At 64.0% G+C, this 13,608-nt stretch carries 13 protein-coding genes and 1 tRNA gene; 12 read left to right on the top strand and 2 right to left on the bottom strand.

The genetic code is table 11. From position 1 onward, the window contains the following. Positions 1 to 6 precede the first annotated feature (6 nt). Positions 7 to 1,941 (bottom strand): SurA N-terminal domain-containing protein, encoded by a 1,935-nt coding sequence (locus SJY12_RS03210; RefSeq protein ID WP_397505967.1) that lies wholly within the window; start codon positions 1,939 to 1,941, stop codon positions 7 to 9. A 196-nt stretch (positions 1,942 to 2,137) separates the two neighbouring features. Between SJY12_RS03210 and tpiA the strand changes: the two genes are divergently transcribed. The 3 genes from tpiA (at position 2,138) to SJY12_RS03195 (ending at position 5,089) form a co-directional block, all read left to right on the top strand. After that, the gene (gene tpiA / locus SJY12_RS03205) at positions 2,138 to 2,899 is read left to right on the top strand and encodes a triose-phosphate isomerase (protein ID WP_397505966.1); all 762 of its coding nucleotides are present in this window, start codon (positions 2,138 to 2,140) and stop codon (positions 2,897 to 2,899) included. Between the two features lie 79 nt (positions 2,900 to 2,978). Continuing rightward, positions 2,979 to 3,350, top strand: coding sequence for a preprotein translocase subunit SecG (gene secG, locus SJY12_RS03200; protein WP_063511866.1), 372 nt, complete (start codon positions 2,979 to 2,981; stop codon positions 3,348 to 3,350). A gap of 104 nt (positions 3,351 to 3,454) precedes the next feature. After that, positions 3,455 to 5,089 carry a CTP synthase gene (locus SJY12_RS03195; RefSeq protein WP_050601255.1) on the top strand — a complete coding sequence of 545 codons (1,635 nt, stop codon included), beginning with the start codon at positions 3,455 to 3,457 and terminating at the stop codon, positions 5,087 to 5,089. Between the two features lie 324 nt (positions 5,090 to 5,413). Here the strand turns inward: SJY12_RS03195 and SJY12_RS03190 are convergent, their stop codons facing one another. Then, positions 5,414 to 5,893 (bottom strand): Hsp20 family protein, encoded by a 480-nt coding sequence (locus SJY12_RS03190; RefSeq protein ID WP_050601256.1) that lies wholly within the window; start codon positions 5,891 to 5,893, stop codon positions 5,414 to 5,416. A gap of 165 nt (positions 5,894 to 6,058) precedes the next feature. Here SJY12_RS03190 and grxC point away from each other — a divergent pair, with 165 nt between their 5' ends. The 9 genes from grxC (at position 6,059) to SJY12_RS03145 (ending at position 13,555) form a co-directional block, all read left to right on the top strand. Next, positions 6,059 to 6,322, top strand: coding sequence for a glutaredoxin 3 (grxC, locus tag SJY12_RS03185; RefSeq protein ID WP_160766783.1), 264 nt, complete (start codon positions 6,059 to 6,061; stop codon positions 6,320 to 6,322). After that, positions 6,323 to 7,144: a carbon-nitrogen hydrolase family protein gene (locus SJY12_RS03180; RefSeq protein ID WP_397505965.1), complete on the top strand. Its 822-nt coding sequence runs from the start codon at positions 6,323 to 6,325 to the stop codon at positions 7,142 to 7,144. It begins immediately after the preceding gene. Between the two features lie 8 nt (positions 7,145 to 7,152). Then, positions 7,153 to 7,614, top strand: a complete 462-nt coding sequence (locus SJY12_RS03175) for a DUF1178 family protein (RefSeq protein WP_230832993.1) — start codon at positions 7,153 to 7,155, stop codon at positions 7,612 to 7,614. 37 nt (positions 7,615 to 7,651) lie between these two features. Beyond that, positions 7,652 to 7,728 (top strand) — tRNA-Arg (locus tag SJY12_RS03170). A gap of 249 nt (positions 7,729 to 7,977) precedes the next feature. Beyond that, a complete protein-coding gene (locus SJY12_RS03165) occupies positions 7,978 to 9,177 on the top strand; it encodes a sel1 repeat family protein (protein ID WP_397505964.1) in 1,200 nt (399 codons plus the stop codon). A gap of 170 nt (positions 9,178 to 9,347) precedes the next feature. Then, positions 9,348 to 10,037 carry a tetratricopeptide repeat protein gene (locus tag SJY12_RS03160; protein ID WP_397505963.1) on the top strand — a complete coding sequence of 230 codons (690 nt, stop codon included), beginning with the start codon at positions 9,348 to 9,350 and terminating at the stop codon, positions 10,035 to 10,037. Beyond that, complete coding sequence (locus SJY12_RS03155; RefSeq protein WP_397505962.1) at positions 10,034 to 11,131, top strand: tetratricopeptide repeat protein; 1,098 nt, start codon at positions 10,034 to 10,036, stop codon at positions 11,129 to 11,131. The genes SJY12_RS03160 and SJY12_RS03155 overlap by 4 nt, the downstream gene beginning before the upstream one ends. Positions 11,132 to 11,153: 22 nt before the next feature. Beyond that, a complete protein-coding gene (locus SJY12_RS03150) occupies positions 11,154 to 12,332 on the top strand; it encodes a tetratricopeptide repeat protein (protein ID WP_397505961.1) in 1,179 nt (392 codons plus the stop codon). Next, positions 12,332 to 13,555: a hypothetical protein gene (locus SJY12_RS03145; protein WP_397505960.1), complete on the top strand. Its 1,224-nt coding sequence runs from the start codon at positions 12,332 to 12,334 to the stop codon at positions 13,553 to 13,555. Before SJY12_RS03150 ends, SJY12_RS03145 begins: the two co-directional genes overlap by 1 nt. The last annotated feature ends 53 nt before the right edge of the window (positions 13,556 to 13,608 follow it).

Below are 13,608 nucleotides of genomic sequence, written 5' to 3'. Positions count from 1 at the left end.
TGGACCTCAGTTGCCGGAGAGCTGGGCACGCACGGCTTCGATCGCCGTGGCATTGCGCGAGACGCCCAGTTGTTCGCGCATCGCGCGGCTGAACTGTTCGGCGTATTCTTCGCCCAGCAGCGGACCCATCTGGCGGGTGGCCTGCGCGATTAGCGGATCGTCGCCGGCGATCTCGCCCATGGTGATATCATCGACATCGACCACGAAGAAACCGGCATTGTTGCCCGCTTCGAGCCGCTTCGTCGTTCCCTCAGCCATGCTGAACAGCAGGGCGATCGGGGGCGGGATGCGCTGTTCGCGCTGGCGCGCGAGATCTTCGCGGGTCATGTCGACGCTCTGCGCGGGGGGAACGCGGCGCTCCTCCTCGGCGAGCGCGGCGGCCATCGTCTTGCCCGACCGCACGCGTGCGATCACCCGGTCGGCCGCGGCCTGCGCGGCTTTCATGCCCTCGGTAGCACGCCAGCGCGCTTCGACCGCATCGGCGATCTGTGCATAGGGGGCGACGGCAGCGGGCGTGATGTCGTCCACTTCGTAAACCAGATAGGTCTGCCCGCTTTCGATCGGGGCGATCTCGGGTTCTTCGACTTCCATCTGGAACAGCGTGGCAAGGGCGGGCTGGAGCACCTCGGGCACCGTGCCGCGGGGCTCGTCGAACAGCTGGCCATTGGCGAGAACCGGGCCGACCGTTTCCAGCTCGAGACCCAGTTCTTCGCCCACTTCGCTGAGCGTGGCGCCGTTTCCGAGCTGCTCTTCGATCTCGCTTGCGAGATCGGCCAGGCCGCGCACCCGCTTTTCCGCGCGCAGCGTATCGGTGATATCGCCGCGCACCTGGCTCAGCGAGCGGGCAGGAGTGGTTTCGACCGCGTCGATCCGCGCGACATGCCAGCCCAGCGGGCTGCGCGCGGGCGTGGTCATCGCGCCGCGTTCGGCGGAGAAATAGGCTGCGGCGACCGCAGGCGACGCCTGGCTCGCGAGACCTTCGCGAACAACATCGACCACGGGCGAAGCGCGCAGCCCCGCTTCGCGGGCGACCTGTTCGAACGACGCGCCACCGGCAACGCGGTCACGGATCGACTTGGCGGCGGCTTCTGTCGGTACGATCAGCTGGGTGACGTCGCGGGTTTCCGCAGCGGCGTATTGTTCGGCATCGCGTTCATAGCGCGCGGCGATTTCGGCATCGGTCGGTTCCGCCCGGTCGCCCAGTGCTGCCGCGTCGAAGGTGGCATAGCGGATCGTCCGGCGTTCCGGCCGTACGAACGCATCACGGTTCGCATCGTAATAGGCGCGCAAGACCTTGGGGTCGGCTGCGCCGCTCGGGGCGTATGTCGCTGCGGGGAGCAACGCGATCGAACCTTCGCGCCGTTCCTTGAACAATTGCGCATAACGGTACGCAAGCTTGTCGGGCACGGTCGCTCCGAAGCTCGCGGGAAGCAGCATCTGCTGCGACAGCAGGCCGATCCCCAAGTCCTCGCGCACGTCGGCATCGCTCAGCCGCTGCAGGGCCAGCGCCTGACGATAGGTATCCTCGCTGAAATTGCCGTCTGGGCCGCGGAACGCGGGAATCATCCGGATTTCGCTGTTGACCAGATTGTCGCCCGCCCGGAGCCCGTAGCGCTGGGCGTATTCCTTAAGCGCGGCGCGGCTGATCAGCGCTTCGAGCGCGGAATTGAGCCCCCCACCGCGCAGGAAGGCCTGCATGGTGGCCGTAGGCTGGTCCTGCCGCACCCGGTCGAGCCCGTTGTTCGCGCCCTGGATCAGATCCGCGGTGGATATCTTTTCATCCCCGACGACAGCCACGCGGTCACCGCCCGCGATGCCGCCGAAAGTCCCGGTGGACGAAACATCCGCGCTGGCGAACGCCAGGGCGATCAGACCGAGGAAGGCGAGCGCGATTGCCAGCCCGAGCTTGGTCTTGAAGAAATTGCGGAAGAATTGGAACATGATAGACGGACGATCCGGTTGGATGGCTGCTGTTGTTCAGGCGGAGCCTGGATGGGTTGGGGCGCTTTATCCCCCCTGCGACCTCGCGGCAACAGGTTGCAAAGGGTTTTGACGCGGGAAGAAACCTTGTCTAGCGGAGCGCATTCCAAGCCCCATATAGCGGGCCACACATTTCAATAAATCGCAGGACCAAGACATGGCCGAACGGCCCTACATCGTCGGAAACTGGAAAATGAACGGCACGCGCGCCATGCTTTCCGAAGCACGCGCCATCGATCGTGCCGCGCAGCGTTACATGAAGGTCGAGGTCGCCGTGGCGCCTCCCTACACGCTGATTTATGCGGTCCATAAGGAAGCCGAGCAGATCGGCGTCGGCGCGCAGGATTGCCACCCGGGCGCGGAAGGTGCGCATACCGGGGACATCAACTCCTCGATGGTTGCCGATGCAGGTGCGAAGTTCGTGATCCTGGGCCACAGCGAACGGCGCCAGGGCCACGGCGAAAGCAACGAACTGATCAACGCCAAGATCGAATTGGCCATCGAGTTGGGCCTGCGCATCATCCTCTGCTGCGGCGAACCGCTCGATACGCGTGACGCGGGCAAGGCCGAAGAATACGTGCTGGCCCAGATCAAGGCCGCTCTGACGGTGGTCGAAGATCCCGCCGAACGTCTTACGATCGCTTATGAGCCGATCTGGGCGATCGGTACCGGGCGCACCGCAACCGGCGAGGATATCGCAGCGATGCACGGGGCGATCCGTCGGCTGCTCGACGAAACCTATGGCGAAGAGGAATCCGCCAAGGTCCGCATCCTCTATGGCGGTTCGGTGAAGCCCGACAATGCGCGCGAGATCCTGGCGACCCCCGAAGTGGGCGGTGCGCTGGTCGGCGGTGCCAGCCTGTCGGCGGAAAGCTTCCTCGGGATCGTGGTCGGCGCCTCCGAAGCCGAAGAGGCCTGATCGCACCCGACCTTGCCGTTTGCCGCCGGCGCGCCTAGATGCGCGTTAGCTCCGCTAAAGCCTTTCCAAGAGTATTCGCATGTTCCTGTTCCTAACCGTCGTCCAGGCGATCATCGCAGCCGCGCTTGTCGGCGTCATCTTGATGCAGCGCTCCGAAGGCGGCGGGCTTGGCATCGGTGGCAGCCCGTCGGGCATGCTCAGCGCGCGCGGAGCCGCGGATTTCCTGACCCGTTCGACCAAATGGCTCGCGGTGCTGTTCGTCGTCCTGTCGATCGCGCTGGCTGCAGTCGCAGTCGAGACGACCGGCAGCGACGCCATCGAATCGACGCTCGATCGCACGGTTGCACCGGCCGATCCGCTCGGTGCGGCCACGACCGGCGAAGCCGCTCCTGCCGCCGATCCCCTGGGCGCTCCTGCGGACGGCGATCCGCTGTCCGGCGCGACCGAATAATCTCCATTCCATCGCAGAGCTGTGGATTGCGCCGTGCGAATGGCGCGATCCATGTGCGTTTGCGCTTGCCCCGACTCAATCCCACAGCTTAAGGCTCGACCCCCATGGCGCGGTATATCTTTATCACCGGCGGCGTGGTCTCCTCGCTTGGCAAAGGTCTCATGGCAGCATCGCTTGCTGCCCTCCTCCAAGCGCGTGGCTACAAGGTCCGTATCCGGAAATTCGACCCCTATCTCAACGTCGATCCGGGGACGATGTCCCCCTATCAGCACGGCGAGGTCTATGTGACCGACGACGGGGCAGAGACCGATCTCGATCTCGGCCATTACGAGCGTTTCACCGGCGTATCGGCTCACCAGGGCGACAACATCACCTCGGGCCGGATCTACCAGGACATCATCGCCAAGGAACGCCGCGGCGACTACCTCGGCGCGACCGTCCAGGTGGTCCCGCACGTGACCGACGAGATCAAGGCCTTCGCGCTGGCCGGGCAGGACGACCATGACTTCGTGCTGTGCGAGATCGGCGGAACCGTGGGCGACATCGAAGGCCTGCCGTTCATGGAGGCCATCCGCCAGCTGCGCAACGAGTTGGAGCCGTGGCAGACGCTGAGCGTCCACGTCACGCTGGTCCCCTATATTGCCGCGGCGGGCGAGTTGAAGACCAAGCCGACGCAGCACTCGGTGCGCGAACTGGCCAGTCTCGGGATCAAGCCCGATGTGCTGCTGTGCCGCGCCGAGCATCCGATCCCCGAATCCGACCGCCGCAAGATCGCGCAGTTCTGCAACGTGCGGCAGGAAGCGGTCATTCCCGCGCTGGACGCGCCGTCGATCTATGCCGTGCCGCTGCAGTATCACGGCGAGGGGCTCGATACCGAAGTGCTGCGCGCCTTCGGGATAACCGATGCGCCCGATCCCGACCTGTCGCGCTGGTACGACGTCGTGGATCGCCATTCCAACCCCGAGGGCGAAGTCACGATCGGCGTGATCGGCAAATATGTCGGCCTGCAGGATGCTTACAAATCGCTCAACGAGGCGCTGGTGCACGGCGGCATGGCGCACCGGGTCAAGGTCAACATCAAGTGGATCGACGCCGAAGTGTTCGAAGGCGACGATGCCGACATTGCCGCCAAGCTCGAACCCATGCATGCCATCCTCGTGCCCGGCGGGTTCGGTGAGCGCGGCAGCGAGGGCAAGATCGCGGCAGTCCGTTTCGCCCGCGAACGCAAGGTGCCGTTCTTCGGCATCTGCCTTGGCATGCAGATGGCGTGCATCGACGCTGCGCGCGAGGCCGGCTTTGCCCGCGCCTCGTCGACGGAATTCGGCGAGACCGAAGAACCGGTGGTCGGCATCATTACCGAATGGATGACCGAAGAGGGTCTCCAGAAACGCGAAGCCGGCGGCGATCTCGGCGGGACCATGCGGCTGGGTGCATATGATGCCAAGCTTGCGGTGGGCAGCCACGTGTCGAAGGTCTATCACGGGGCGACCAGCATCTCGGAACGCCACCGCCACCGCTACGAAGTGAACGGGGCCTATATCGAGCCGCTCGAGAAACAGGGCCTGGTCTTCTCGGGCATGTCGCCCGACGGCCTGCTTCCCGAAATCGTCGAACGCCCCGATCACCCATGGTTCGTGGGCGTGCAGTTCCATCCCGAGCTGAAATCGCGGCCCTTCGAACCGCACCCGCTGTTCGCCGGTTTCGTCGGCGCGGCGCTGGAACAGGCACGTCTGGTCTGATCCAGCGCCGAGATGGCGGCATTTTAAGCCTCTGATTTCGTTGGAGGCGTCGAAATTACGCTTGTAGCTATGCGACAAAATGATGTCGCGGGCACGAGACCGGTTTATCTTTTGTTATGTTTGGGCCAGGATACGGCTGTTCCACACCTCGGGTGTGGGCGCATGGAGACACATGCTTTGCCAGCACGAGGCGGGGCTTGCTTCGAAGCCGGTTGTCTTCTGCGACCCGGACGGCCGATTTCGGGGTTTGGCGGCGTTCAACGTCGCGGGGGCGGAACCTGGTTCCGCCCCCTATTCATTTCACCAGTGCAGGTGAAGGCGGGATCAGGCCGCCTTGGTCGTGTCGCCGTCGCGCTCGTCGTCCTTGACGACTTCGAGCGGCTGCGTTTCGCCGATGGCGATCTTCTTCGGCTTCATCGCATCGGGCACTTCGCGCACCAGATCGATGACCAGCAGGCCATCGGCCAGGTCGGCATGGGCCACGCGGACATAGTCGGCCAGTTCGAAACGGCGTTCGAATCCGCGGTTGGCGATCCCGATATGCAGCATTTCGCCGTCGTTGAGTTCGTCGCGCTTCTTGCCGGTCACGACGAGCAGGTTCTGCTGCGCAACGATATCGAGATCCGGCTTGCGGAAGCCCGCGACCGCCAGCGTGATGCGATATTCGTCATCGCCGCGGCGTTCGATGTTGAAGGGGGGGTAATTGTCGCCGCCGGCATTGCGAGCCTGACGTTCCATCAGGTCGAACACACGGTCGAAGCCCACGGTGGAGCGGCGGAAAGGCGTAAGGTCCATACGGTTCATCGAAACAAATCCTCTTGTGAGCGATTCTATGATGGCGGGGCCCGGTATCGGCGCCCCGTTGCCGCCACGAACACCGTGACGGTATTTTCGAGATAGGCGCGTCCTTTGCGCTTTCAAGACTTCTTGTCGCGCGCTAGTTTCGCCGCGGAAAACAAGGGAATATCAATGAGCCACCACCCGGTCGACATTTACACCAAATTCGGTTGCGGATTCTGCGTCCGAGCCAAGCGCCTGCTCGACGAGAAGGGCGTGGACTATAGCGAACACGACATCACGATGGGCGGGCCGAAGCGCGAAGAGATGCTGGAACGCGCGCCTACCGCGCGGACCGTGCCGCAGATCTTCATCGGCGATACGCATGTCGGCGGTTCGGACGAACTCGCCGCGCTCGAGCGCGAAGGCAAGCTCGACGCGTTGCTGGCGGGCTGAATGGCACGCGTCGCTGTCCTGCAGATGACTTCGGGCATCGATCCCGGGGCCAATGCCGCAGGGCTCGAAGACGCGGTCGCACAGGCTGCGGCCGGGGGCGCCGACATGCTGTTCACGCCCGAAATGTCGGGCCTGCTCGATCGCGATCGCGAACGCGCTTCCCGGTCGATCTGCAGCGAAGACACTTCGCCCGTCCTTGCCCGTGTCCGTGAAGCTGCGCGCAAGCACGGCCTGTGGGTATCGCTCGGCTCGCTCGCGCTCGAGGGCGGTGGCGGGGGCGAATGGGTCAACCGCGCTTTCGTCATCGCGCCTGACGGCACGATTGCCGCGCGCTACGACAAGATGCACATGTTCGATGTCGACCTGGCAAGCGGTGAAAGCTGGCGCGAATCCAATGCCTATCGTGCAGGCGACAGCGTCGGGCTGGTGGAGGGCACGCCGCTCGGCCGGCTCGGCCTCACCGTGTGCTACGACATTCGCTTCCCTGCCTTGTTCGAGGCGCTGGGGCGCGCGCACTGCGACTGCATCGCCATACCCGCTGCTTTTACCGTACCGACCGGCGCCGCGCATTGGCACGTGTTGCAGCGCGCCCGCGCCATCGAGGCGAGCGCTTTCGTCGTGGCCGCGGCGCAGGTTGGCGAGCACGAGGACGGCCGCCGGACCTATGGTCACAGCCTGGTGGTGGATCCGTGGGGCGAAGTGCTGCTCGACATGGGCGGAGAGGAGGCCGGACTGGGTTTCGTCGATGTCGATCTGGAGCGGGTGGCCGAGGTGCGCGAACAGGTGCCCAGCCTTGCCAACCGCAGGCATATCACCGCATAGGCCGCGGCATGATCGTTTACGACCTATCCTGCAGCGAAGGCCACCGCTTCGAGGGCTGGTTTTCGTCCTCGAGCGACTACTCGGACCAGAAAGCGCAAGGCTTGCTGCAGTGTCCCGCCTGCGGGTGCGAAGATGTCGGCAAGGCGCCGATGGCCCCCTCAGTCCCGGCCAAGGCCAATGCCGTCGCAGCCCCGGCGGGAGAAAAGGCGCAGCTAAGCACGGGCGACATGCCCCCGGCCGTCAAACAAGCGTTCGAAGCGCTGGCGAAGGCTCAGGCCAAGGCGCTCGAGAGCAGCACCTGGGTCGGCGACTGCTTTGCCGAAAAGGCCCGCGAAATGCACTATGGGGAAAGCGAAAACGCACCCATTCACGGGCGCGCCACGCGCGACGAGGCCGAGGACATGGTCGCGGAAGGCATCGCCGTCGCCCCCCTGCTGGTGCCGGTCGCGCCGCCCGACGAACTGAACTGATTGCTTGCGCGCGATCGTCTGCTAAATGCGGCGGCGGGCGCCCGTAGCTCAGTCGGATAGAGCACCAGATTCCTAATCTGGGGGCCACAGGTTCGAATCCTGTCGGGCGCACCATTGACGAAAATCCGCAGATTTCTCTGATTTCCGGACTCGCCCGGCAGGAATGCTATGGGCACTGAATGGCAGCTTTTTGGCCGTCCGCAGTCATTCCGGTCAAGGCGCCAAATGCTGGCTGAAGCGTCGGCCAACTGTATGGGAAAGCCGTTTTGTGCCTTGTGGCGTCGGCGCCTGGCTATTGCGAGTTCAATCGAGACCTAACAGCATTTGTAAATTGGCCGTTTGCCATCGTTCGTTCACCTTGATGTGGATCACGAACAGGGGGTAGGTCACATTTTTCGCACGTTCTTCAGCTTGGTGCAGTCGGGCAGGATGGATGGGGCGAGTTCGCGCTTACTCAACTTCGTCTTGGTCGCTGGCCTCGCCTTTGGCTCCAGCGCGGCCAAGGCCAGCGAGGACCCCGAAATCGCTCAGGCTATCGCTGACTGCGAGCAGCAGGTGTCGGTCGCATGCGGCACGGTCGGGCTCGCCTATTCCGACCCGGCGAACGACCAATACGATATTTTCCTCAGCCTGAGATTTCTTCAAGAGGCCTGCCGCGGTAACCACGCGGCTTCGTGTGGCCGTCTTGCGTTGGTCTACCTCGAGGGATCCGAAGATATCGAAGCCGATCGGGCCACGGCAGGCCGGTTTGCGATCAAGGGGTGTTCGCTGTTCGATAAAACAGCGTGCGAAGTCGCCGAGACAGTCTTTGCAGAGGCGTCGTCCGATCAATTCGACGCGGAGAAAGCCCTGCGCTACCGGCGCGTGAATTGCGATCAGGGCGGATGGCGCTCGTGCGAAGATCTCGCGCGCATTTACTACAATCTTGGGGAATTCGCACCGGCGGAACAGGTGGCTGCCAAGGCGTGCGATCCCCCACATGCCGAGCAGCGGTCGGTATGCGAATTCGCCGTAAGCCTGCGTCAGCGACGCCAGGAAATCGAGCAGGCGTTGACCGAACGACATGAAGCGCAGCGCCGTCGCCTAGCCGAACGCGAGCGCGCTTCGCAAGTCGTCCAATCCTTCCTCGGGCAGGGCAAATACGACAGCGCGATCTATGCGGCGATCTATCACAGCCGCCAGCTGGCAGATGCGCGGACTGCGCTCGAAGCGACCTTGGAGGCGGGCGCATTGGGCAGTGTCTACAAGGACCATCTCTATGTTCTCGACTACTGGTTCCCGTCGGGCAGGCTCAATGCCGCGGTGAATGCGGAGATTGCACGGCGCAGCCGGGGCGACGACTGCGGAATCTACAACTGCACCAACATGCCCGGTGCATCGAGCCGTCGTTGGGCGGCAGGGGCGGGTAGAACGGCGGCATCGCGTTCGTCCTCCTCATCCGCGTCCTCGTTCCAGCCAGCCCGGATGAAAAGTGCAGCGGAAATCTCCCGCGAGACGCGCAATCGTTATCGCACAGCCCACTGCACGATGAACAACAACGCAAACCGATATCTTTGCAATTGAACGTGGAGCAAGCAGCCATGAATCTTCGTCCTTTTCTTGCGGCTACCGTCCTGTCGGTGACATCGATTGCAGCTCTCCCCGTCGCGGCGCAAAGCAATGCAGAGCAAGCGCAGGAGCGCTACAATGCGGGGGACTTCCCGGCTGCTCGCGCACTCTACCAGAAAGCGTGCATGAGCGATGGCAAGGATGAGGCATGCCACAATCTCGGTTCGATGGCGTGGCGGGGGCAGGGCGGGGCGAAGGACCCGGTGCAGGCGCGCGATGCCTATCGGCGCGGATGCGAAGCCGGCCTGCTCAAATCCTGCGGCCAGTATGGCGCATTGCTCAAGGATGGTCTTGGCGGACCGGCCGTTCCTGCCGAGGCGCTGGGCCCGCTGGGGCTCGCCTGCAAGGCGGGCGAAGCGGGCGCGTGCTACAATCAGGGCCAGATCCTCTATTTCGGCGACGCCGGTGAGCGCCGCTTCGAAGAAGCGCGAACGGCATTCGCCGGGGCCTGCCCCGGCTACGCGGCGGATGGCTGCTATGCGCTCGGGATAATGAAACGTGACGGTCAAGGCGGTGCGGTCGATACCGCGGGAGCGAACAAGGCTTTCTCCATCGCGTGCGAAAGCGGCAATGCCGAAGGATGCATCGAATCCGGCGTCGGCTATTACGATAACGGGCAATTCGCCGAAGCCCGCGACCAGTTCGCGCAGGCATGCAACAACGGGGCCGCCGGCGGATGCATGAATGCGGGCATGATGTACCGCGACGGGACCGGAGCCGCTCCCGATCACGCCAGGGCGAAGCGCTATTTCACCAATGGATGCAAACTGGGCATCCAGGACGGCTGTGCCATGGCTGAGGCGCTGGGACAGTGAGCGTTGCAGCGGGACTAATTGGCGCGTTCGCCCTGAAACTACTCAGCATGGGCCTGGTTTTCGCGCTGGCTGCGGCCTGGTCGGTTCCCTCGAGCGCCTCGCCCGCGGACCAGGGCGCGGCGTCGGAAAAATCGGCTGTCGAGCGCGCTTGCGAAGCCGGGGAGGTCGCGGCTTGTCTCAATGCAGGGAGGATCCTCGTCCAGCTTTCTGGCGAAGCGCGCGCCATCAGGGCTCGCGATATGTTCGCGCGGGGCTGCGAACTCGGCAACACCGATGCGTGCCATCTGCTGGTACCAATGCTGATCGAAGGGCGTGGGGGTGCGCAATTGCTCGATGTGGCGGCTGAGGTCGCAGAAATCCTGTGCGAAGCCGGGTCTGGACAGGGTTGCAGCTGGCAGGCGAATGTCCTTTCGCGGCAGGCCGCATCGGACCAGCAAATCGACCACGAGAATTTGATCGCCGCGCGCGAGTTGTACCTGCAAGGCTGTGATCTGGATTCGATGGAGGCTTGCGGGCAAGCCGGTGCCCTACTGGCAACCGGCACCGGTGGGCCGGCTGACCCCATCAAAGGCTACGACTTACTGGAGCGCGCCTGCCGGGCAGAGCAATGGCAGTCGTGCGCCAATGTCGCCGTCATGGCACGCGACGGACTGGCGCATGACGCCGACTGGGCGTCCGCGCGAGACTATTTCGGGATGGCATGCGACGGTGGTATCGCCAACGCCTGCAATGATCTCGGCATCATGTGGATGCAACTGTCCGATCGCAGCGGGGACGAGCGCTGGCGCGACCCGGCGCTGCTCGTATTCATCGCCTCATGCGATGGCGGAGACGGTGCAGGGTGTTCCAACGCGGCGCGGCAATTGCGCGAAGGCCGGGGCGTGCCGACCGATCTCGTGCGCGCCCATGATCTCGCTGTGCGCGGCTGCGAAGCGAACAGCGCGCGGGCCTGCCTGCTCGCGTCCGATATGCGGGGAGCGGGAGAAGGCGTCGAGGCCGATGCGCAAACCGCTCGCGCGCTGCGGCAAAAGGCCTGCGATCTCGGCCAGTCCAGCGCCTGCGCCATGGTCGATGGACCGGCCCGTCAGGACTGACATGAATTTGGGGAGGGCAGAAATGCCGCAAGCGATTGATCTCTTTCGTCGGGCTTTGCAAAAGCAAAGGCGAGCGGGGGCATGTGGTGTGGGTAACAGGGTGCGCGGGACACTGACTGCGGTAGCGGCGCGGATCTTCGCGCCCGTACTTCTCGCTGCAGCAAGCACCAGCACATTCGCAGAGGCGAAAGAACGACCTTTCGACGACGAGGCTCTAATGGAGATCCATCGCGGCGGACTTGCCTATGAGCGCGACGGGGATACCTATGCCGCACTGTCGATGTACGGGCAGGCCTGCGACATGGGGCTGGCCGCGGCCTGCACCCTCGGCGGACAAATCGAGCATGAAACGGCATCCGACAACAAGGATCACATCAGGGCGGCGCGCATGTTCGCCGCTGCCTGTCGCGCGGGAGACGACCTCGCCTGCACGCGGACGGGGATGGCTTTGGGGCCGCTCTCGCAGGCAGACTCGCCCGAACCCGATGGGCTGATGAAGCTCGCGCTGCTGGCCATGGGCGAGGAGTGCCGTCACGGCGGTGCGCAGGCCTGTGTCGACGCCGCAGAACTGCTTGGCACGACTGAAGAGATCGGGGCGGACATCGCGGCGGTTCGCGGTTACGCAGTGAGGGCTTGCGAGGACCAGCAATTCGCAGCCTGCATCAGCGCCGCGATGCTTCCTGCCGAAGAACCCGACGCTGCGGAGACGCGCGCGCGCAATGTCCTGCTGTGCAATGTGGGCTGGGCCGGTGGGTGCGACGCGCTGCTGGAACCGCTGATGACGGGCGAGGCGGCAAGCGAAGTCGATGATCTCAAGCAGGCCCTGAAGGCAGCGTGCGACGATTGGGTGGGGATCGCCTGCGCAAACCTCGGCCTTTACTATACGCAGGGGCCGAAGGACGCTTATTTTCCGGGCATCGGCTTTCGCTACATGCGCAGCGCCTGCGATCTCTACGTAGCCAAGGCATGCTTTGCATACGGGGTGATGCACAAGAAGGGGATTGGCGGCCGGGTCGATGAAACCCGTGCGCAATCGCTCGTGGCGCATGCTTGCGAAATCGGAAGTCCGAAAGCCTGCGCCACTCTGGCGCGCATCGCAGGGGAAAGTGAAGAAGGTGAAGTTGCGGGGGTCTCCACGATGGAGGCCCTCCGGCGTGCATGTCGGCTGGGCGACAAGCCCTCTTGCGTGAAGGAAATCTGATGAAGACTGCGATGCGATCGGTGATCTGGGGAACGTTGGCTGCGGCGGTGGCGCTCGCGGCACCCTTGCACGCTCAGAGCCTGGAAGACATTCCAGTGGAGCAACGGCTCCAGATCTTGGCCGGGAACCAGCAGGCCCGACCGCTGATGGAAGTGTTCGGAATTGCCACCTTCGCGGCTGGTGCGGACGAAAGCTGCCAGCTGTTCGACGTCGGCGAATTGCGCGCGTTCCAGGTCCTCAAGGGGCAGATCGGGAGGCAGTTGGCGCGGGTCGGCGGGGACGAAGTTGTCGCAGCGATAGACCAGTCCGAACGTGGCACGCGGCAGGCGAAGGGCTGCGCCATGCCGGACGACACCAAGGTCACGATCGAGCGTGCGAGGGTAGTGGCAAGGGCCTTGGAGGACGCCCCGGCAGCCATGACGACCGACCAGCAGCAATGCGCGGTTGAGGGAACGCACTGGCGCTTCCATCGGCGCGAATGGGAGTTCGTTCCGAAAGGGCATTTCGTCGAGTACGAAGACCCTCAGCTCGAGGCGATGTATCAGGGATTGCGGACGAATTTCGCGAGTATCGCGGACCAGGCCTGCGGGTTGGTAAAGCAGACGGTTATGTTGATTCCTGCTTTCGAGAAACTCCGCCTGATGGAAGAAGCCAGCAGCTTTGCTGCTCCCGACGCGATGGCCTTTACTTCGCTCGGATCGTCCGAACGCACATTCACCTCGCGACACCTCGGCCTTTGGCGGTCGCAGCGTTCATGGACCGGGGGCGGTTATACTACCGAACCCGACTTCTACCGCATGGCCCACGACGGGGACGTGAAAACCGGCTTTGCGAGGCTGTCCAGTCCGGGTCTTTTCGGCGTCGCGGGGCACATGTACTTTACCACCGGGGGGAAGTGGATCGCGGGTATCAACCGGAACATCGAAGCGGTCGAACTCCGGCTCGGCAACGGCACCGGTTTGCCCATGGAGAAGGTCGCCGGCGAGAAGAATGGGATGGAGGGCACTTCGACCTTCGAACTCGGCAAAAGCGGATTGACCGTCCTGAGGGATCAGGGGGCGGACGTTTCGGTTCGGGTTGCGTTCAAGCAGGCTGGAGAGGAATGGCGGATTTTCGACGCTCCGAGCAAGGGCAGCGGAGTGCAGCAAATCAACCTGGGGGCGGTCAGGGAAGGTTTGGCGTGGTCGAATGCGCCGCGCCCCCGTGAAAAACTGACGCGATAACGGGTGTCTCGAATTGTCTGGGCGCGCTATCCGAAGGCGGCCGGATACCGGGC

The organism is Qipengyuania sp. R86523, assembly GCF_044596365.1.
Lineage (GTDB): Bacteria > Pseudomonadota > Alphaproteobacteria > Sphingomonadales > Sphingomonadaceae > Qipengyuania > Qipengyuania citrea.
This window is presented reverse-complemented; position numbering and strand designations above follow the sequence as displayed.